The organism is Nioella ostreopsis, from assembly GCF_004000255.1.
GTDB lineage: Bacteria > Pseudomonadota > Alphaproteobacteria > Rhodobacterales > Rhodobacteraceae > Nioella > Nioella ostreopsis.
Window position 1 is genome coordinate 43826 of record NZ_RCIQ01000008.1, and the last position, 18926, is coordinate 62751.

Sequence of the window (18926 nt, forward strand, 5' to 3'; positions counted from 1 at the left end):
GTCAGCCCTCGGCGCTGAGGTCGAAGACCTCGTCTGGGAAATACTTGTGCAACCGGATGTCGGCGGTGCGGGCGTGGCCCTCCATCCCCTCCAGCCGGGCGATGCGCGCGGTGGCCTCGGCAACCGGCTTGGCGCCCTCGCGCGTTGCGCGCTGCCAGGTCACGATCTTCATGTATTTATGGACCGAAAGCCCGCCGGTGTAGTTCGCGGCCCCGGAAGTCGGCAGCACGTGATTGGTGCCAGACGCCTTGTCGCCAAAGGCCACGGTGGTCTCTTCTCCAAGGAAGAGCGAGCCATAGCAGGTCAGCCGGTCGAGCCACCAATCCAGATCCTCGGCCTGCACCGTCAGGTGTTCCGGCGCGTAGTCATCAGAACAGGCAGCCATTTCCTCGCGATCCGTGCACAGGATCACCTCGGCATAATCGCGCCAGGCGGCGGCGGCATTGTCGCGGTTCACCTCGGGCAGATCTGCGATGAGGTCGGGCACCAGCCGCATGACCTCTTCCGCGATGGCGCGCGTATCGGTCACCAGCCAGACGGGCGAGTTGTAGCCATGCTCCGCTTGCCCCACGAGATCGGTTGCCACGACAAGCGGATCGGCGGTCGCGTCGGCCAGGATCAGGCTGTCGGTCGGGCCCGCGATCATGTCGATGCCGACACGACCGAAGAGGATGCGCTTTGCCTCCGCCACGAACTGGTTGCCGGGACCCACAAGGATGTTGGCCTTGGGCAGACCGAAGAGGCCAAAGGTCATCGCCGCCACGCCCTGTACGCCGCCCATGGCCATGATCTTGTCGGCACCGCAGATATGGGCCGCGTAGATGATGGCGGGCGCCACGCCCACGCCGGGATGCGGAGGCGAACAGGCAGTGATGTGGCGGCAGCCCGCGACCTTGGCAGTGGTCACGGTCATGATGGCGCTGGCCACATGGCTGTAACGCCCGCCGGGCACGTAACAGCCCGCAGCATCCACCGGAATCGCCTTCTGCCCGGCAATCAGGCCCGGCACCACCTCGTATTCCACGTTGGCGACGGTTTCCTTCTGCCGCTCGGCGAAGCGCTTCACGTTGTCATGGGCAAAGCGGATGTCGGCCTTCAGCTTTTCGGGCACCAGCGCGCAGGCGGCCTCGATCTCCTCGGGGCTGAGGATGATGCTGCCCTCGTATTTGTCGAACTTCGCGGCATATTCCAGCGCCTTCGCGTCGCCGCCCGCTTCGATATCGTCAAGGATACCCTGCACGATCTTATGCGTCTCGGAAGCGTCGCTTTTCGAGGTCAGGGTTGCTTTCTTGAGATATTCTCTCGGCATTTCGATTACCTGTATAGTTCTGGAAGAAGAGAGGTGGAGATCGCGGGCACGTAGGCGATCAGCAGTGTCACGATCAGCATGAAGAAGACGAAGGGGATGGCCCGGTGCGCAATCCTGAGGATCGACTCGCCGGTGATGCCCGACACCACGAAGAGGTTGAGCCCGAGCGGCGGGGTGATGAAACCCACACCAAGCGCGGTGATCATCATGATGCAGAACTGCACTTCGTTCATGCCGATATTGTCGGCGAGCGGCTTCAGGATCGGCGCGAGGATCACGATATTGGGCGTGGTTTCCATGACGCAGCCCGCCGCGATCAGGATCAGCACCATCATGCCGATCAGCACGTATTCATTGTCGGAAAGCGAGGTCAGCGCCCCCACGAAGCCTTGTGGCACGCCGATGATGGCCAGCGCCTCGGCCAGCGGGATCGAGAAGGCGATGATGGGCAGGATCACCCCGTTGACCTTGGCGGAGCTGACCAGCATGGCCGGGAAGTCCGACAGTCTCAGCGTGCCGAGGATGAAGCCCATGATGATGGTGACAACCACGGCCACGGCACCCGCCTCGGTCGGGGTCAGGCGGCCCGAAAAGATGCCGTAGAAGATGATGCCGGGCACGAGGAAGGCGTACCAGCCAGATTTGATCGTCCGCCACAGGTTCGCACGCCATTCCGCGGCGGTCATGATGCCGCCGCCTTCCCAGGCGTTCAGACGGTTCATGACGACGTTGGTGGCGAGGATCGACAGCAGGATCAGGATGCCGGGGATCAGCGCCGCAAGGAACAGGGTCGAGACCGCTATGCCCAGGACAAGGCCGATGATGATATAGGCGATCGAGGGCGGAATGAGGATGCCGGTACAGGCCCCCGCCGCGACAAGCGCACAGGCATAGGGGCGCGGGTAGCCGCTTTCAACCAGCCGGTCGATGGTCATCCGTCCCACGGCGGCGGCCCCCGCCGCGTCAGAGCCCGAGATCGCCGCGAACATGCCGCAGACCAGAACGGTGGCAGAGCCGAAGCCGCCCCTGGCCCAACAGGTCAGCGCCTCGGCCACGTCGAGGAATTTTCGGGACAGCCCGGTGCGCACCAGCACGTCGCCGGTCAGGATGAAGAGCGGCACGGCCGTCAGCGCGAAGGCGTCGATGCCGCTGAAGAGCTTCTCGCCCAACAGGCTGAGCGGCAGCGCGCCGGACCAGACCAGCATGAGGATCGTCGAGACGCCGATGGAGGCCCAAACAGGCACCGCCAGAGCGACCAGAATGACGAAGATGAGTACGGGGCCGTAGAAATCCCATCCAAGCTGAAGGGAGGTTTCTTGCAGGGCTTGCCACATCATTGTGCAGATCCTCCCTTAATCGAAGAGCTTGTCGCCTTCGTAAACGGGCCTGCCGTTGCGAAGGTCGGAGATGTCACGAAGGAAGGATTGCACCAGCCGGAAGATGACCAGGGCAAAGCCGAAGGGAACGGCGAAAAGGAAGAAGTAGTATCCGATCCTGAGACCATGGGTGACCGACCCGAAGGTCCAGGACACGTGCACCGCCTCCCATGACCAGTAGAGCGCGATCACGGAAACGCCGAACATGACGATATCGCCGAAGATGTAGAGCAGCGCCTTCACCCGTGGCCCGACATAGTTCATGATCACGTCGATGCGGATATGGCCCCGCTCGCGCACGGCGGCGGCGGCCCCGATCCAGGCTAGATAGATAAAGGAATAGCGGACGATCTCTTCGCCCCAGATCGAGGAATAGGACAGGATTTCCCGCCTCAGCACCTCGATGCCCATGGTGACGACCAGCATCACGTAGAAGACCAGCAGCAGCCAGCGTTCCGCGTATTTGTCGATTGCATAGTAGAGTCTGGACATGGCCCCTCCGCCCCGGGTCACCGGCTCCATCCCGTCACGTCTTGTGGGAATTGGATTTCAGACCGGCACACGGGTGGCGCGCCGGTCCTGTCGTCATCGCGTTTACGCGTCGTGCACGTAGTAGCGGCCCATGGTGCCCGCTGCCTCTTCGAGACGCGCGAAGGTTTCCATGGATCCGGCGAGTTCCATCTTGAACTCGTCCCATTCGCTGCGCTGGTAGCCACCGACGGCCTGCCATTCGGCCAGCTGATCATCGCTGAGCGAGTGGAATTCCACACCGTTGGCAATCAGCTGCGCCATGGCGTAGGACCGGGCTGCCGGAACCTTGGCAAGGTTCTGAGCTTGGGTGATTTCACCTGCGAATTCAATGCCTTCCTGCACATCGGCAGGCAGCGAGTTGAACCATTCGAGGTTGATCGAATAGACCTGACTGTCCGGCACCGCCTGGGTGAAGGTCACGTGGCTGAGGATCTCGCCGAAGCCGAAGACATGCAGCGCGCCGACCGACGGGTCGAGCGCATCGGCCACGCCCTGACGGATCGCCGACGGGGTTTCGCCCCAGGCGACCGGGGTTGGGTTGGCGCCGACCATGCGGTAATACTGTTGCAGCATGGCGGAGCCGGGAACGCGGAACTTGACGCCTTCCATATCGGCGGGGGTGATGATCGCATCGCCGCCGCGACGGACAGCGACAACGCGCGGGTCGATCACGATGTAGAACAGCGACTTGAAGCCGGCCTGCGCGATACGCGGGTCCACTTCGGCCTTCCACGCCTCGGAGCTGGTCAGGTTGGTGAACCGCTGGTTGGAGCCACAGAAATACGGCAGGTTGATCAGGTCGACCACGCTGGCGAAGGGGGCGAAGTTGGACAGCGAGTGCTGCGCACACTGGATGGTGCCGCCCTGCACCGCCTGAACCAGAGCACCGCCCGCGCCGAGCTGACCACCGGGGGCCAGACGCACATAGACCTTGCCGTTGGTCATGTTCTGGATGTTTTCCTTCAGGTCCAGCTGCATGATCGGGTAGCTGCGCGACGCGCCAAGCACATATGCGGTGGCCAGCGTCATGATGTGATCGGCAGCGTCTTCGCGCTCGCGCTCTTCCTGTGCGGTCTGCGCGGAGGCCTGTTCGGACCAGAGCATGCCCCCGGCACCGGCGACCATCGCCGCCGTGAACCCGCCGGTTCCGGCCAGTTTCAGAAAGTTCCGGCGCTCGGCTGATGCCAGCTCCTGCTTGTCTTTGAAGTCCATTCCGCTTCCTCCCTTAGTTTCGCGGTCTTATTCGTCGGCGTTGCGCCGGGCTTCTGCTTTGAGAATGCCGGACACGAACGTTACGGATGTCAGGAAGAGAACGATCATTTCAGACACATCACCCATGAACGCGGCATCGGCGAAAGCGCCAAGCACCACATTGGTCAAGAAGATCAGAAACAAGACGGCTGAAGCTGCGAAGACCATGGTTCCTCCCGAACTCGGCTTTTTGTGCCGATTCGAGGAAAGTGTAAGCGCTTACACGATACCATGCAAGCGCTTACACTTGTGCTTTGCCCTCGCCCGCCCTTAACGTAGGCGTTAAGGACAGCCAATTGACCACAACAAAGGCGATAGCACGGACATGACCGCCAAGGCCCCGCGCCCCGTTCCCACGCTGGAGGATGTCGCCCGACTGGCAGGTGTGTCGACGGCGACGGTCTCGCGCTGCCTGAACACGCCCGACCGGGTGGTGAAAAGCACGCGCGACAGGGTGATGTCAGCGGTGGAGCAGTTGGGATACGCGCCCAATTTCGGGGCACGGGCCCTGGCCGCGAAACGCACCAACACCATTGGCGCGATCATTCCGACGATGGAAAACGCGATCTTTGCGCGCGGGCTTCAGGCCTTTCAGGAGGAGCTTGGGCTGCACGGCATGACCCTGCTGGTCGCCAGTTCCTCCTATAGCGAGGATGTGGAACGCGAACAGATCCGCACCCTGTGCGCACGAGGGGCCGACGCGCTTTTGCTGATCGGTCACCACCGCAGTCAGGGGACGCTGGATTTTCTGGAAGCGCGGTCGGTGCCGGTGCTGGTGGCATGGGTCTATGACCCCGCCAAGCCGCAACCCTCCATCGGTTTCGACAACCGGGCCGCCATGCGCGAGATGGCGGAATTGGTGATCGCCAAGGGGCACCGCCGGATCGGCGTCATTTCGGCCCCTTGCGATTCCAACGACCGAGCCAGCGAACGGCTTCTTGGCATCCGCGAGGCGATGGCGGCGCATGGTCTGCCCGCCGACGCGATGGCGCTGCACGAAACCCCCTATTCCATCGAGAACGGCGCGGCCGCCTTTCGGCAGGTGATGGACAATTCGGATCCGCCGACCGCCGTGATGTGCGGCAATGACGTTCTGGCCGTGGGCGCCCTGCGCGCGGCGCGTCGGATGGGGCTGTCAGTGCCCGGCGACGTGTCGATCACCGGGTTCGACGATATTGAGCTTGCGCAACTGGTCGATCCGCCCCTGACCACCGTCCACGTCCCGCATCGCGACATGGGGCGCATGGCGGCGAAACTGCTGGTGCAGCAACTCAACGGCAAGGGCCCCATGGCAAGCATTCGGCTGGACACATATCTTTGCGACCGCGAAACGCTCGGCATCGCACCGCGCTAGAGACGTCACATCGCCCGATAGGCCTGCCGCACCATGTCCGCCAGCGCCTGAACGGGTTCTTCCTTGGCCATTTCCGCGCCATACATATTGATCTTGATCGATGGCAGATCCGGCAGGGCACCGTGGTGATGGATGCGCTCCACATATGGTGGCTCGGCCCCTTCCACACAGGCATGCACCGCCAGATCGGCGCTGATCGACGCCTCTACCGTGCGGGAATTGTCGCTTTCCACCGCCATCTCCCAGCTGATCCCCGCGCTATCCAGTGCCTCCTGTACCGGTTTGCGGAAGATGCACAGTTGCTCGAAGGCCAGCCGCAGGGGACGTTGCCGCCATTCATTGCCGTTGATCGCCCCCACCCAGACCAGCGGGCGTTCCTGCAAGGTCTCGCCGCCGCTGTCCAGCGCCCCTTCCGTGGTCAGGGCAAGATGCACCTCGCCGCGTTCCAGCATCCGGCGCAGCCGCGAGGTATAGGAGCTGACAAGCTGCACCTTCATCCTTGGGAAGGCCGCGTTGAAGCGGTGCAGCACCTGCGGAATGGCGGGATAGACGATGTCGTGGGGCACCCCGAGAAACAGCTCACCCTCGTAGTCCCGCGATGTTAGCCGCGCCAGGACTTCGTCATTGAGGGCGAGCATCCGGCGCGCATAGCTGAGCATCTGTTCCCCGGAATTGGTCAGCGCCATCTTGCGCGCCGACCTGTCCAGAAGGGACAGGCCGACGCTTTCCTCCAATCGCTTGAGCTGCATCGACACCGCAGATTGTGTCAGATTCAGCAATCCACTGGCCTTGGTGACGCCCCCCGCGTCGGCCACGGTGACGAAGGCGCGCAGGGCGGTCATGTCGAGGTTTCGCATTCCATCAAGCCTTGTGATGCTAACATTCAAAAACATTCATTTTCATAATGCATATAGCGCGGCTATCTATCAACCATCGAAATATGACAAACGCCGCCTATCACGAAATGGAACATCCCATGGCCCACACGCTCGCCCGCTTCGCCGTCTCCGCACCGCGCCGCACCTCCGGCATCGCATTCTTCCGGGCCGCCGTTGCCGCATGGCGCCAGCGCCGCGCGCTGGAACGTCTGGATGCCAATGCCCGCCGCGATCTTGGCCTGACCAGCGCCGATGTGGCCCGCGAATCCGCGCGCCCGGTCTGGGACGTGCCGCAAAGCTGGCTGGTCTGAGACCCTACCCGGCCCATTTGCCGAAAAAAGACGACTCTCCCTGTCCGGCAATGCTTGAAATGCGCCCCTGCCTTACCGATATTGTCAGGTAAGGCGGGGCGTTTGGCGTACCCGCCACGAAACATATGCCTTTCTTCGGAGGACCAGATGGCACAATTCGACACGATCCGCGCCGGAGCCGGTGGCGTCAGCGCCGCACAGATCGACGCGGGCCTGCGCGCCCACATGAACAAGGTCTACGCGACCATGTCCATCGGCATGCTCATTACAGCGCTTGCTGCTTGGGCCATCGCAGGCCTTGCCGTGACCACCGATCCCGTTGGCGCAACCTACATGCTGCGTGAAGGCGAATACCTCTCTGGCGTGGGTGAGGCGATCTATCTCAGCCCGCTGAAATGGGTGGTGATGTTCGGCCCGCTGGCCTTCCTGTTCTTCGGCTGGGGCGCCTTGATGAGCCGTGGTTCGGCGGCTGCCGTATCGCTCGGCTTCTTCGTCTTCGCCGCTGCGATCGGCGTGTCGATGAGCTCGATCTTCCTCGTCTACACCGATTACTCGATCGTGCAGACCTTCCTCGTGACCGCAATCGCCTTCGCCTCGCTCAGCCTCTACGGCTACACGACGAAGCGCAACCTGTCGGGCATGGGCACCTTCCTGATGATGGGTGTGATCGGTCTTCTGATCGCGATGATCGTGAACATCTTCCTGCAGTCGCCTGCAATGATGTTCGCCATCTCGGCCATCGGTGTGTTGATCTTCGCGGGCCTGACCGCCTTCTACACGCAGGACATCAAGAACACCTATGTCGCCCATGCCGCGCATGGCGACCAGGAATGGCTGGAGAAAGCCGCCATCGACGGCGCGCTCAGCCTCTACATCAGCTTCCTGAACATGTTCCAGTTCCTGTTGATGTTCATGGGCTCTCAGGAATAACGCCAATCCTGACGACGCGATTTGAGGCCGGGGATCATCCCCGGCCTTTTTCTTTGCGTGCTGACGCGATGTCGCCGGTTCCCTTGCCCCGCGACACCACTATCTTGGGATCCATGGACCGCCTGCTTGCCCCGCTTCTGTCGCCCCTGCTGATCGCTCAGGCCCTGCGCCTGCGGGCCCGCGCCCTGCGGCTGCCGGAACCGCCGGGACCCCGACGCGGCACAGGGGGCAATGGCCCCTCCCTGCGCCTGCTGATCCTGGGGGACAGCTCTGCCGCGGGGGTGGGGGCGGCGCATCAGGATGAGGCGCTCAGCGGCCAGATCGCCGCGACACTGGCCCCGCATCGACGGCTGGACTGGCGGCTGGAGGCCCGGACCGGCGCCACCAGCCGCAGCACGTTGGCCCGGTTGGAGACCCTGCCCCACCAGAGATATGACGCTGTCCTGCTGATCCTTGGCGTCAATGACGTGACGAGCTTTGCGCCCCTGCAGCGGATTCTGGCGGATCGGGACCGGATTGCGCGGACGGTTGCCGAGCGGTTCATGTCCCCAAGGCTGATCATCACCGGCATCCCGCCGCTCGGACAGTTCCCCCTGCTGCCCGATCCCCTGCGCTGGATCCTTGGGCATCGCGCCACGCGGCTGGAGCGGATGCTTGCCGCACAGGCTGAAAGCGCGGGGCATCCTTACCTGCCCTTTACCATGCCGATGCAGCGGGAGCTGATGGCGGAAGACGGATTTCACCCCTCTCCCCTCGCCTATATGCATTGGGCAACGGCGCTGCTGCCCCATCTGCTGGACCATTGCCCTACAGAGCCCGAACCATCCTGACCGCCGGAAAGCTGACTTCGGGGGCCATGGCGACGATCTCCTCTCGTTCCGCTGCGAACCCCATGGCGGCATAGAACGGCACGGCGGTGAGCGTGGACAGGGCCACCAGATGCGTCAGCCCTGCGGCCCGCGCTTCCTCGAACGAGTGACGCATGATCGCCGCCGCCAGCCCCTGCCGCGCTGCCTGCGGGTGAGTCACGAGATGACGGACATGGCCCGTGCCGGCCGGTTCCGGCTGATGCGGGCTTTGCGCTGTCCAGCCGCCCGCTGCCAGCGGCGCACCACCTTTCTGCCGCTCGACAAGATAGTAGCTGCCCGATTCCAGAAGCACCGGGTTGGCCCGCGTGATCAGCGGTAGGGCGCATTCCAACACCTCGGGCGCATAATCCGCCGCCAGAAACACCGGGTAGCTTTCCGCAAACAGGCGGTTCAGCGGCTCCAGATCGGTCGCAATCGTCCTGCGGATTCGCATGTTCTTGGCCATGGCCGTCTCCGAAAAAGAAACCGGGCCGCAGCTGGTGACAGCGCGGCCCGGTTGCAGACTAACCTGGAAAGGGTCAGATCACTTGATCTTGCCTTCCTTGTATTCCACGTGCTTGCGCACGACCGGGTCATATTTCCGTACGGTCATTTTCTCGGTCATCGTGCGTGCATTTTTCTTGGTCACATAGAAGTGGCCGGTGCCCGCCGTGGAATTCAGGCGGATCTTGATGGTGGTCGGCTTCGCCATGTCAAACTCCTGCAAAGCGGGGCGCGGGGGGCAGAGGGCCCATGCGCTCGTATCTCTGGTTGAGCGCGTCTTTTACCCTTGCGCCATGTGGTGTCAACCGAAAAGGGGCAGAAATCCGAGGCTCCAGACCGCTCCCGCCGCTGCCATGGTGCCCAGAACCGCCAGAAGGTCCCATTTGCGCAGCATCAGCAGCCAAGCCGCCAGCCCCGCCAACAGAATCGCGCCGGGGTCGATTGTCGACAGATCGGGCAACCAGAGCGTGGCTGGGCCAAGCGCTGTTGCCGTGACATCCGTGAAAAAGACGTGCAGCGCGAACCAGATCGACAGGTTCAGAATCACCCCGACCACGGCGGCCGTGATCCCCGACAGCGCCCCGTTGAGACGCGGCTGCGCCGTGATCCACTCCACGTAGGGCGCAAAGGCGAAGATCCACAGAAAACAGGGCACGAAGGTCACCCACAGCGTCACGCAGGCCGCCAGCAGGCCAAGCCCCAGCCCCCCCTGCCCGGCCCCGGCCAGGAACCCCACGAACTCCGTCACGAGAATCAGAGGCCCCGGCGTGGTTTCCGCCAGCCCGAGCGCATCCATCATCTGCCCCGTGGTCAGCCAGCCGAAATCGCCCACCACCTGCTGCACCATATAGGCCAGCACCGCATAGGCCCCGCCGAAGGTGACAACGGCCAGCTTGGAAAAGAAAAGCCCCACCTCAGTCAACAGGCTGCCCGGCGCGATCCCCCAAAGCAGGGCCAGCGGCCCCAGCCAGAGCGCGCCCCAGATCAGGACAGTCCGCAGACTGCGCATAAGAGAGACGGGCGGCGCTGCTGCGTCCTCTGCCTCGCGACCCATCGACAATGCCCCGACCAGGGCCGCGACCGCGATGATCAGCGGAAATGGCAAGCTGAAGGCAAACAGCCCGAGAAAAGCCACCGCCGCCAACCCATAGGCCAACCGACCCTTAAGGGCCTTGCGGCTGACCCGCAGCAGCGCTTCGATGACGACGATGATCACGGTGGCCTTGATGCCAAGGAACAGCGCCGCGACCAGCGGCACCTGCCCGAAACTGACATAGAGCGCCGCCAGCAGCATCACCACCAGCGCCCCCGGCGCCACGAACAGCCCGCCCGCGATCAGCCCGCCCCGCGTGCCATCCCGCCGCCAGCCCGCATAGGTCGCCAATTGCATCGCCTCTGGCCCGGGCAACAGCATGGTGAAGGACAGGGCCCCGAGGAATTGCCGCTCGCTCAGCCAGTCCCGCCGCTCGACCAGCTCGCGATGCATCAGCGCGATCTGTGCAGCCGGTCCGCCGAAGGACAGAAGCCCGATCCGCCCGAACACGCGGATCATCTCCGCCACATCCTGCCGCGTCTGCATATGCGGATCCACCTCTTGCCACTGCTTACAGAAACCGGCATCGGGCCGCGAACACAACCCCTAGCGCCTTCATGGCAATCATTATTGCGATGGACCTGCATGCGCGTTCGGCACGGCCCGAACCGGCCCGCGCGGGCGACGTGGCGAAGCCGCGCTTCAGCCGCCCAGAAGGTTGCTCAGCACCGCGAGCCCGGTGCCGATCACCAGCGCGCCGAACCCCGCAATCCGCAGGGTCTCTTCCGGTTCGTGCTGCATGCGTCGCATCAGGTCCTTCATGAGCGAAGGGGCCAGCGCATAGGCCAGCCCCTCGATCACAAGCACCAGTCCGAGCCCCCAGAGGATCGTCTGGATCATCGCTTACTCCGCAGGTGCGGGCGCAACCACCGGAGCACGGCCACCGGGCTGCCCGAAGAAGTCGAAGAACGCGCTGTCCGGGCTCAGGACAATCGACGAATTCTCGCTGGTCAGCGCCCGTTCATAGGCGGTCATGGACCGGTAGAACTCGAAGAAATCCGGGTCCTGTCCGAAGGCTTCCGCAAAGATCCGGTTCCGTTCGGCATCGGCCTCACCGCGAATGATTTCGGCCTCGCGTGCTGCGTCCGACACCAGTTCGACCACGGTCCGGTCGGCCTGGGCGCGAACCCGCTGCGCGGCTTCCTCACCCCGGGCGCGTTCGTCGGTGGCTTCGCGTTCCCGCTCTGCCCGCATCCGGGCGAAGGTGGCTTCGAGGTTCTGAAGCGGCAGCGCGGTCTGTTTCAGACGCACGTCCAGCACGTCGAGGCCGAGCGGTTCCGCCAGCGCCCGCGCTTGTGCGGTGATCCGCTGCATCAGTTCGGCCCGGTCCGAGGACAGGATGGTGTTCGACGTCACCCCATCAGCACCCAGGACGGCGCGGATCTGCGGGTTCAGGATGTCTTCCAGCAGCCGGTCCGCCTCGCGCAGGCCACCATTGCCGACGGCCAGCCGGAACTGGCGCGTGTCGATGATGCGGTAGCGGGCGAAGGCGTCGACGACCAGACGCCGGTCGTCCGAGGGCGTGACTTCGATCGGCGCCGTGTCCAGCGACTGGATGCGGCTGTCATAGAGCACGACCTGCTCGAAGATCGGGATACGGAAGTTCAGGCCCGGTTCCTCGATCTCGCTGCGGATGTCACCAAAGCGCAGCACCAGCGCGCGCTGGCGTTCATCGACGATGAAGACCGAGCTCATGAGGATCGCCAGAACGATCACGATGGCGGGGATTATGAAGGTTGCCTTGCGCATGGATCAGTTCCCCCGGTTCCGAAGTTCGTTCAGCGGCAGGTAGGGCACGACGCCCCCCATTCCGCCAGAGGCATCCGTGTCGAGGATGATCGTTTCCATCCCGCCCAGAACGCGCTCCATCGTTTCCAGATAGAGACGGGTCCGGGTCACGTCCGGCGCTTGCAGATATTCCTCCAGCACGGCAGCAAAGCGGCTGGCTTCACCTTCGGCCTCGTTCACCACGCGGGCGCGATAGCCTTCCGATTCTTCCAAAAGCTGCGCGGCTTCACCGCGGGCGCCTGCAAGAACCTGGTTGGCATAGGCGTCGGCCTGACGTTCCAGCCGGTCACGTTCCTGTTCGGCGGCCTGCACGTCGCGGAAGGCGTCGATCACTTCGACCGGCGGGTCGGCGCGGTCGAGGTTGAGACGCACCACGTTGATGCCGGATTCGTAGCTGTTCAGCGTCTGCTGGATCAGCTGCTGCACCGTATCGGCAATGATCTGGCGGTCACGGTTGAGGATCGGCGCCAGTTGCGATGCGGCGATGATCTCGCGCATGGCGGCCTCGGACACGGCGCGCACGGTGGCTTCCGGTTCCGCGAGGTTGAACAGGTAGTCTTCCGGGTTGGAGATGTTCCAGACCACTTCGAAGTCGATATCGACGATGTTTTCGTCCGTGGTCAGCATCAATCCGGTGTCACCACCGCCCGAGCGGGCAATGCCGATGGATTCCGTCCGGTTGGTCGTGACTTCGACGATCTCGGCCCGGACCAGCGGCCAGGGGGCGAAGTTCAGGCCCGGATCGCGCACCGCGAAGCGTTCCCCGAGGAAGAGTTCCACCGAGCGTTCTTCCGGCGCGACGGTATAGACCGAGGCATAGGCCCAAAGCGCCGCAGCCGCGACGAGGCCGATGACGACAGTACCGCGTCCGAATTGCGGACCTTCACCGCCGCCGGAGCCACCGCTGCCACCGCCACGGCCGCCCATCAGGACGCGCAGCTGTTCCTGGCCCTTGCGGACGATCTCATCAATCTCGGGAATCTGCTGACCTTCGCCCGGACGTCGCCCGCCGCGATTGTCATCGTCATTTCCCCTGTTTCCTCCGCCACCAGAGCCGCCACCGCCGCCCCAGGGTCCGCCAGAATTTCCAGCCATGCCGGTTTCTACCCCTTGTTGTTCCATAAGGCACGCCCCGGAAGGCGCACCCTGTTCCATACGCTACCTGTGTCCCTTGGCCCGGAAAATCAAGCCGTGCGCACAGGTGTTTTCATTGTCACCAGTTCCTCGGCCATGGTCGGGTGCACCGCCATGGTCCGGTCGAAGTCCTCTTTGGTGGCCCCCATCTTCACCGCGATGCCCGCCAGCTGGATCAGTTCACCCGCGTGGTCGCCCACCAGATGCACGCCCAGAACCTTGCGTGTATCGGCACAGACGATCAGTTTCATCAGCACCCGTTCCTCATGCCCGGCAAAGAGCGCCTGCATGGGCCGGAAGGAGGCACAATAGACCTCGATCGGGCCTTCGTCGCGCGCCTGTTCCTCGGTCAGGCCCACGGTGCCCAGTTCCGGCTGCGTGAAGACGGCGGAGGGGATCAGGTCATGATCGGCCTTGCGCGGGGTGCCGCCGAAGACGGTGTCGGCAAAGGCGTGGCCTTCCCGGATCGCCACCGGTGTCAGGTTCACGCGGTCGGTCACGTCGCCCACGGCGAAGATCGAGGGGATATTGGTCTGGCTGTAATCGTCGACCTTGATCTCGCCATTGCGGCCCATCTCGACGCCGGTCTCCTCCAGCCCCAGCCCGGCACTGTTGGGTTTGCGCCCCGTGGCATAGAGCACCTTGTCAAAGACCTGTTCCATCCCGTTCGAGGCCTTGACCCAGATCCCGTCCTCGACCTGGCGCATTTCCATCACGTTGCAGCCGAGATGCAGCTCAACGCCGCGCGCCTGCATGGCGTCGGCCACATGCCCGCGCGCCTCGTCATCAAAGCCACGCAACACCTGCGCACCGCGATAGAATTGCGTCACCTCGGTGCCGAGACCGTTGAAGATCCCCGCGAATTCGCAGGCGATATAGCCGCCGCCCACGATCAGGATGCTTTCGGGCTGCTGGTCCAGCTTGAACACCTCGTTCGAGGTCATCACCAGATCCGAGCCGGGAAAATCCGGCACGAAAGGCCAGCCGCCAGTGGCCACAAGGATATGCGCAGCGGTAAAGCTTTGCCCGTCGGACAGTTCTACCGTATGGGGATCCTTCAGCACCGCGCGGGCGTTATGCGTCACCACGCCGGACCGGTCCAGATTGCCGCGATAGGCCGCTTCCAGCCGGTCGAGCTCTGCATCCAGCTTGGCGCGGAACTTGGTCCAGTTGAACCCGTGCACCTCGGCATCCCAGCCATAGGCGGCAGCGTCATGCACCTGACCGGGATAGCCCGACGCATAGACCATCAGCTTTTTCGGCACGCAGCCGCGAATGACACAGGTACCGCCCATGCGATATTCCTCGGCCAGACCGACCCGCGCGCCATGTTCCGCCGCGATCCTGCCCGCGCGAACACCGCCAGAGCCGCCGCCGATGACGAAAAGATCATAATCAAACTGGCTCATGGCCTGCTCCTCAATCGCTGTTTGTGACGTGCCGCAGCTATTGGCTGGTCTGCAAAAGGGCCATGCGCATCAGCGCACAGGCCCCCGTGCATCAGTCCGAGACGTCCAAGAACAGGTTATCAGTGTCGATGATGTCGATCTGTTCATGTTCCACGGTGCCGTTGTTGATGTCGCGCACTTCGACACTGCCATCGCCCGCGCCGATGATCACGATATCGCAGATATCCAGGAACAACCCGTTCTCCACCACGCCGGGGATCTGGTTGAGCACCAGAGACACCTGCTGCGGGTTGGGAATATGGCGCAGATGCAGATCGAGGATGAAATTGCCCTCATCCGTGCGGAAGGGCTGGTCATTGGCCAGACGCAGCGAGGTCGTGGTTCCCAGCACATCGAGATTGCCAAGCATTTCCTCGATCAGCGCCTTGGTGGTCTGCCAGCCAAAAGGGATCACCTCGACCGGCAGCGGGAAAGCGCCAAGCGTTTCGACCTGCTTGGTGGCGTCGGCAATGACAATCATTTGATCGGACGCGGTCGCGACGATCTTTTCCTGCAACAGCGCCCCGCCGCCGCCCTTGATCAGATTCAGATGCGGGTCGTATTCATCCGCCCCGTCGATGGTCAGGTCCAGCCACTTGACCTCATCGAGGGTGGAAATCGGCACACCCACCTGCCGCGCCAGGTCGGCAGTGCGGGTCGAGGTGGCGACGCCGGTCACCCGAATGCCCTCTTCGCGCACCATCTCGCCCAGACAGCGCACCATCCATGCGGCGGTCGATCCGGTTCCAAGCCCAACCCGCATGCCGTCCTCGACATAATCCACCGCCCGCTTGGCGGCCACGAACTTGGCTTTATCAATAGGAGAGAGCTCTGCGGTCATCGGCTTGCCCGTTTTGGTTCCGTCATGAGGCTATTACACAAGCAGGCCGCGCGGTGCGAGGGAAAAACCCCTCAGAACAGCGCCGAAACCGCCGCGGGCAGGTGCTCTTTGGGCAGGATCACCAGCATCGCCGGCTGATCAACCTCAAGGTGCACCTCCTCGGCCACCACCCGGTTCGAGGTGCCGATGGCCCGACCCGGAGAGAAAGCAATGCCGTCAATGGGCCATTGCAGCCCGTCCGAGCTGCCACTGACCGCAGCCATGGGAAACAAGGACAGCCGCGTCCCGACGGGCAGCGCCAGCCGCAGGACCGGCGGGCAGAGAAAGACGATATCCTCCTCGGCCACGACAATGCAGCGAGGGACAGGGCAGCGCATCAGCGTGTGCCAGGCGGCCAGCTCATGATCCGTGCGCCGTCCAGTCATCCCGAGCGCCAGCACACCTGGCGCATCGATTCGGGCCAGTGCCTTTTCGAAATCGGTGCTTTCCTGCTCCGACACGTGAATCAACCTGTCCGCTGGCAGGTCTGCGCGGGCCCTTGCCGATAGGGAATCGAAATCGCCGACCACCAGATCGGGCACAAGGCCCAGTTCCAACGCCCGGTCCGCCGCCCCGTCAGCCGCCACCAGCACTGGCGCTTTTCTCAAGGAATCGGCAAGATCACCTGTGTTAACGTCGCCACCGCCCAATATTGTCACCAAAGTGTCATATCGGAAGGACCCAGATGCGCTTTCCAAATTCTCGCCGTTTTTCGCGTCAGAAATCACTGAATGGCCCCAATGCCGTCCCGTTTGGCTGGAATAGGTTTGTTACACCTTTTCTCAAGATGGTAAATTCCGGGATCGAACTCGGACGAGCAGAGATTGAGCCATGAGCGACGAAAACAAGATCCTTACAGTATCCTACGGGACATTTTCCTGCACCTTGGAAGGGTTCGACAATCCGTTCGAGGCCATGAAGGCCATTGCGGAATACTTCCGTGACCTCGCCGCCGGTGACAGGTTCTTCGGGGCGGAACCCCCGACCCCCGACACCGAAACGCTGCACCGGATCACCGAGGACGCCATCCAGGCCCGCGTCGATGCGCGGATCATGGAAAGCGGACTGCTGCTGCGCCCCTCGGCCTATCGTGATGCAGATGACGCGGAACCGCTGGATGCAGGCGACGTGACGGAAGCTGCGTCTCCGCAAGTGGCTGCGGAAATCTCTGACGCGGAAGACGCCGATACTGATGCTGCGCCCGAGATGGAAGCCCCAGACGCTGAAGCAGAGCCGGAGGCAGTGCACGAAGAGGCTGCTGAAGCCGGGGACGCGCCGGTTTCGGAAGATGACGCTGCGGAAGATGAGCAGGCCGAGTCCACAGAAGAACCCGCCGCAGAGGATGCGACGGAATCGGACATCGCGGACAGCACCCCGGCCGAGGAAGAAACCGCCGCCGAAGCGGAAACCGGGGAATCGGCTGACGCAGCAGCCGAGGCAGACGCTGTCGCCGCCATGGACGACCAGCCCGAAGCGGTTGCAGAAGTAGAGGCCGATGAGGCCACGGAAGAGCCGCAGGCAGAAGCCCCCCGCAGCGATTCCATTGCCGCAGCCGCCGCAATGGCCGGTGCCGCCTTTGCCGCTGCCATGGCAGATCCTGCCGAGGCCGCTGCCAGCGAAGAGCCCGAAGAAGAGGCCAATGTGGACGCTGCGGAGTCCGCGGCCGAAGACGCACTTCCCGAAGCTGCCGCACCCGGCGAAGCCGGAGAGGACACGCTGTCCGCCGTGATGCAGGCCATGGCAACGGTCTCGGACGACGATCTGGAAGATGATGCCGCCGAAGCCCCGCAAGCCATTGCCGAGACCGAAGACGACGCAGATGACGCCGCAGACGATATCGCCGCCGCACTGGCGGACAGCATCGCTGCCACCGATGACGTGATCGAAGACGCCGCCGAGGAAATCGAAGAGACCGCCGAGGAAATCCAAGACACCGCCGCCACCGTGGCGGAAGAGATCTCGGATCAGGCGCAAGAGGTCGTTGAAGAACAGGCCGAGGCGGCACCTGAACCCGCCGAGGACAGCTACCCCGACCCCGACAGCGTGGCCGCCAAGCTGGCCCGCATCCGTCGCGTCGTGGCCATGGAAGAGGATGAAGATGCCGCCCCCGCGACCGGATACAGCGAGGACGAAGACGATAGCGACCCTTTTTCCGATGGTCCGGCCGCTGAAGCGGCAGAAGATACCGCCCCGGAGGCCGTGACCGAACCCCAACCTGTCGCCGCCGAACAGGACGCCCCCGAGGCCGAAGCCGCGCCTGCCCAAACGCCCGCTCGCGCTCCGCGTGTCTGGGTGATCCGTGGCCGCGCCCCCGAAGCTCAGAACGTGACCGAAACCGCTGACGCCAGCCCGGCCGCAGCGGAGGAAACGGCTGCGGCGGACATTGCCGCCGAGGAAGACGCCACCCTGGCACCGGATGCAGAAGCCGAGTTGCAGCGCGAGCTGGCGCAGATCGAAGCCGAACGCGAAGCCCGCCGCGCCGAACGCGAAGCCCGCCGCCAGCACATGAGCGGTGGCGATGTGGCCGAGGCCAATGTCAGCCGTCTGTTCGACGCGACCGACAACCACCTGTCCACCGATGAAAACACCCGCCGCCGGGCCAATATCGAACACCTGAAAGCCGCCGTTGCGGCCCGTGCCGCCGAAGAACAGCTGACCGGTCCGCAGGAGCCGCGTGACGACACCGCCCAGTATCGCGAAGATCTGGCGCAGGTCATGCGCCCGCGCCGGGTTCAGAACAACGGCCGTCGCCGGTCCGACCGCCCGGCCAGCGAACAGCCACGCCAGACACCGCTGGTTCTGGTGTCCGAACAGCGCGTTGACGAGGGCAACAACCGCCCTGCCCCGCAGGCCAGCATCGTGCGCCCGCGCCGCGTGACCCGTGGTGGGGCCGCGCTGGCCCATGCGCAGCAGGAGGACCGGGACGAGGACGAAAACCAGGCCGCACCGCTGACGCTCGCCGCGAATGATCGCGTGACGCGCATGCCCGAGCCCGAGGAAAACCTGTTCGACGCGGACCAGAGCTTTCACGCCTTCCTGCAGGAGCAGGGCATCGAGGACCTCACCGAAGTGGCCTCAGCCGCCTGCGGCTTTCTGGCCGTGCAGCGTGGACAGCAGGTCTTCGGCCGCTCGGAAGTCATCCGCATGGTGCAGGACCGCCCCGGAGACAGCGTCACCCGCGAAGAGGCGATCCGCGCCTTCGGCAGGGTTCTCAATGACGGTCAGATCGAGAAGATCCGGCGCGGTCAGTTCCGGCTCTCGGCACGCTCGCCCTATTCGAACGATTGATCC

Annotated in this window: 20 protein-coding genes; 5 read left to right on the top strand and 15 right to left on the bottom strand. The window is 63.8% G+C overall.

Annotated features, from left to right (window positions below):
- Position 1: 1 nt before the first annotated feature.
- The 5 genes from hisD to EP237_RS10180 all read right to left on the bottom strand — a co-directional run bounded on the left by hisD (position 2) and on the right by EP237_RS10180 (position 4635).
- The gene (gene hisD / locus EP237_RS10160; protein WP_127560755.1) at positions 2-1309 is read right to left on the bottom strand and encodes a histidinol dehydrogenase; all 1308 of its coding nucleotides are present in this window, start codon (positions 1307-1309) and stop codon (positions 2-4) included.
- 5 nt (positions 1310-1314) lie between these two features.
- Positions 1315-2643: a TRAP transporter large permease gene (locus EP237_RS10165; RefSeq protein WP_416935421.1), complete on the bottom strand. Its 1329-nt coding sequence runs from the start codon at positions 2641-2643 to the stop codon at positions 1315-1317.
- Between the two features lie 18 nt (positions 2644-2661).
- Positions 2662-3177 carry a TRAP transporter small permease gene (locus EP237_RS10170; protein WP_127560759.1) on the bottom strand — a complete coding sequence of 172 codons (516 nt, stop codon included), beginning with the start codon at positions 3175-3177 and terminating at the stop codon, positions 2662-2664.
- Positions 3178-3279: 102 nt separating this feature from the next.
- On the bottom strand, positions 3280-4428 hold the full coding sequence (locus EP237_RS10175; protein ID WP_127560761.1) for a TRAP transporter substrate-binding protein: 1149 nt from the start codon (positions 4426-4428) through the stop codon (positions 3280-3282).
- Between the two features lie 27 nt (positions 4429-4455).
- Positions 4456-4635: a hypothetical protein gene (locus tag EP237_RS10180; RefSeq protein WP_127560763.1), complete on the bottom strand. Its 180-nt coding sequence runs from the start codon at positions 4633-4635 to the stop codon at positions 4456-4458.
- Positions 4636-4792: 157 nt separating this feature from the next.
- On the opposite strand from EP237_RS10180, the gene EP237_RS10185 reads away from it, so the two are divergent.
- Positions 4793-5821: a LacI family DNA-binding transcriptional regulator gene (locus EP237_RS10185; protein WP_127560765.1), complete on the top strand. Its 1029-nt coding sequence runs from the start codon at positions 4793-4795 to the stop codon at positions 5819-5821.
- Between the two features lie 5 nt (positions 5822-5826).
- On the opposite strand, the gene EP237_RS10190 is transcribed toward EP237_RS10185, so the two are convergent.
- Positions 5827-6678 (bottom strand): LysR family transcriptional regulator, encoded by an 852-nt coding sequence (locus EP237_RS10190; protein WP_127560768.1) that lies wholly within the window; start codon positions 6676-6678, stop codon positions 5827-5829.
- Positions 6679-6761: 83 nt separating this feature from the next.
- Between EP237_RS10190 and EP237_RS10195 the strand changes: the two genes are divergently transcribed.
- The 3 genes from EP237_RS10195 (at position 6762) to EP237_RS10205 (ending at position 8770) form a co-directional block, all read left to right on the top strand.
- A complete protein-coding gene (locus tag EP237_RS10195; protein ID WP_240661599.1) occupies positions 6762-7010 on the top strand; it encodes a DUF1127 domain-containing protein in 249 nt (82 codons plus the stop codon).
- A 147-nt stretch (positions 7011-7157) separates the two neighbouring features.
- On the top strand, positions 7158-7940 hold the full coding sequence (locus tag EP237_RS10200; RefSeq protein WP_127560770.1) for a Bax inhibitor-1/YccA family protein: 783 nt from the start codon (positions 7158-7160) through the stop codon (positions 7938-7940).
- Between the two features lie 113 nt (positions 7941-8053).
- A complete protein-coding gene (locus tag EP237_RS10205) occupies positions 8054-8770 on the top strand; it encodes an SGNH/GDSL hydrolase family protein (protein WP_164744683.1) in 717 nt (238 codons plus the stop codon).
- Here the strand turns inward: EP237_RS10205 and EP237_RS10210 are convergent.
- From EP237_RS10210 to EP237_RS10250, 9 genes are all read right to left on the bottom strand, one after another.
- Positions 8748-9254 carry a GNAT family N-acetyltransferase gene (locus EP237_RS10210; RefSeq protein ID WP_127560774.1) on the bottom strand — a complete coding sequence of 169 codons (507 nt, stop codon included), beginning with the start codon at positions 9252-9254 and terminating at the stop codon, positions 8748-8750. The genes EP237_RS10205 and EP237_RS10210 overlap by 23 nt on opposite strands.
- Before the next feature lie 78 nt (positions 9255-9332).
- On the bottom strand, positions 9333-9500 hold the full coding sequence (gene rpmG / locus EP237_RS10215; RefSeq protein WP_007799108.1) for a 50S ribosomal protein L33: 168 nt from the start codon (positions 9498-9500) through the stop codon (positions 9333-9335).
- A 93-nt stretch (positions 9501-9593) separates the two neighbouring features.
- Entirely contained in the window at positions 9594-10871 is a 1278-nt protein-coding gene (gene chrA / locus EP237_RS10220; RefSeq protein ID WP_127560776.1) for a chromate efflux transporter, read from the bottom strand.
- Between the two features lie 156 nt (positions 10872-11027).
- The gene (locus tag EP237_RS10225; protein WP_071688381.1) at positions 11028-11225 is read right to left on the bottom strand and encodes a DUF2065 domain-containing protein; all 198 of its coding nucleotides are present in this window, start codon (positions 11223-11225) and stop codon (positions 11028-11030) included.
- A gap of 3 nt (positions 11226-11228) precedes the next feature.
- Positions 11229-12134 carry a protease modulator HflC gene (gene hflC / locus EP237_RS10230; RefSeq protein WP_127560778.1) on the bottom strand — a complete coding sequence of 302 codons (906 nt, stop codon included), beginning with the start codon at positions 12132-12134 and terminating at the stop codon, positions 11229-11231.
- 3 nt (positions 12135-12137) lie between these two features.
- Positions 12138-13268: an FtsH protease activity modulator HflK gene (hflK, locus tag EP237_RS10235; RefSeq protein WP_127560780.1), complete on the bottom strand. Its 1131-nt coding sequence runs from the start codon at positions 13266-13268 to the stop codon at positions 12138-12140.
- A gap of 89 nt (positions 13269-13357) precedes the next feature.
- Positions 13358-14716 carry a glutathione-disulfide reductase gene (gene gor, locus EP237_RS10240; RefSeq protein ID WP_127560782.1) on the bottom strand — a complete coding sequence of 453 codons (1359 nt, stop codon included), beginning with the start codon at positions 14714-14716 and terminating at the stop codon, positions 13358-13360.
- Between the two features lie 91 nt (positions 14717-14807).
- Positions 14808-15596, bottom strand: a complete 789-nt coding sequence (gene rpiA / locus EP237_RS10245) for a ribose-5-phosphate isomerase RpiA (RefSeq protein WP_127560784.1) — start codon at positions 15594-15596, stop codon at positions 14808-14810.
- Between the two features lie 71 nt (positions 15597-15667).
- Positions 15668-16363: a thiamine diphosphokinase gene (locus tag EP237_RS10250; RefSeq protein WP_420812515.1), complete on the bottom strand. Its 696-nt coding sequence runs from the start codon at positions 16361-16363 to the stop codon at positions 15668-15670.
- Between the two features lie 103 nt (positions 16364-16466).
- Between EP237_RS10250 and EP237_RS10255 the strand changes: the two genes are divergently transcribed.
- Positions 16467-18923, top strand: coding sequence for a hypothetical protein (locus tag EP237_RS10255; protein WP_127560788.1), 2457 nt, complete (start codon positions 16467-16469; stop codon positions 18921-18923).
- Positions 18924-18926: the final 3 nt, after the last annotated feature.

Excerpts from the sequence above, each read along its gene's own strand:
- hisD (WP_127560755.1), bottom strand. The coding sequence starts at position 1,309 with ATGCCGAGAGAATATCTCAAGAAAGCAACCCTGACCTCGAAAAGCGAC.
- EP237_RS10165 (WP_416935421.1), bottom strand. The coding sequence starts at position 2,643 with ATGTGGCAAGCCCTGCAAGAAACCTCCCTTCAGCTTGGATGGGATTTC.
- EP237_RS10170 (WP_127560759.1), bottom strand. The coding sequence starts at position 3,177 with ATGTCCAGACTCTACTATGCAATCGACAAATACGCGGAACGCTGGCTG.
- EP237_RS10175 (WP_127560761.1), bottom strand. The coding sequence starts at position 4,428 with ATGGACTTCAAAGACAAGCAGGAGCTGGCATCAGCCGAGCGCCGGAAC.
- EP237_RS10180 (WP_127560763.1), bottom strand. The coding sequence starts at position 4,635 with ATGGTCTTCGCAGCTTCAGCCGTCTTGTTTCTGATCTTCTTGACCAAT.
- EP237_RS10185 (WP_127560765.1), top strand. The coding sequence starts at position 4,793 with ATGACCGCCAAGGCCCCGCGCCCCGTTCCCACGCTGGAGGATGTCGCC.
- EP237_RS10190 (WP_127560768.1), bottom strand. The coding sequence starts at position 6,678 with ATGCGAAACCTCGACATGACCGCCCTGCGCGCCTTCGTCACCGTGGCC.
- EP237_RS10195 (WP_240661599.1), top strand. The coding sequence starts at position 6,762 with ATGACAAACGCCGCCTATCACGAAATGGAACATCCCATGGCCCACACG.
- EP237_RS10200 (WP_127560770.1), top strand. The coding sequence starts at position 7,158 with ATGGCACAATTCGACACGATCCGCGCCGGAGCCGGTGGCGTCAGCGCC.
- EP237_RS10205 (WP_164744683.1), top strand. The coding sequence starts at position 8,054 with ATGGACCGCCTGCTTGCCCCGCTTCTGTCGCCCCTGCTGATCGCTCAG.
- EP237_RS10210 (WP_127560774.1), bottom strand. The coding sequence starts at position 9,254 with ATGGCCAAGAACATGCGAATCCGCAGGACGATTGCGACCGATCTGGAG.
- rpmG (WP_007799108.1), bottom strand. The coding sequence starts at position 9,500 with ATGGCGAAGCCGACCACCATCAAGATCCGCCTGAATTCCACGGCGGGC.
- chrA (WP_127560776.1), bottom strand. The coding sequence starts at position 10,871 with ATGCAGACGCGGCAGGATGTGGCGGAGATGATCCGCGTGTTCGGGCGG.
- EP237_RS10225 (WP_071688381.1), bottom strand. The coding sequence starts at position 11,225 with ATGATCCAGACGATCCTCTGGGGGCTCGGACTGGTGCTTGTGATCGAG.
- hflC (WP_127560778.1), bottom strand. The coding sequence starts at position 12,134 with ATGCGCAAGGCAACCTTCATAATCCCCGCCATCGTGATCGTTCTGGCG.
- hflK (WP_127560780.1), bottom strand. The coding sequence starts at position 13,268 with ATGGCTGGAAATTCTGGCGGACCCTGGGGCGGCGGTGGCGGCTCTGGT.
- gor (WP_127560782.1), bottom strand. The coding sequence starts at position 14,716 with ATGAGCCAGTTTGATTATGATCTTTTCGTCATCGGCGGCGGCTCTGGC.
- rpiA (WP_127560784.1), bottom strand. The coding sequence starts at position 15,596 with ATGACCGCAGAGCTCTCTCCTATTGATAAAGCCAAGTTCGTGGCCGCC.
- EP237_RS10255 (WP_127560788.1), top strand. The coding sequence starts at position 16,467 with ATGAGCGACGAAAACAAGATCCTTACAGTATCCTACGGGACATTTTCC.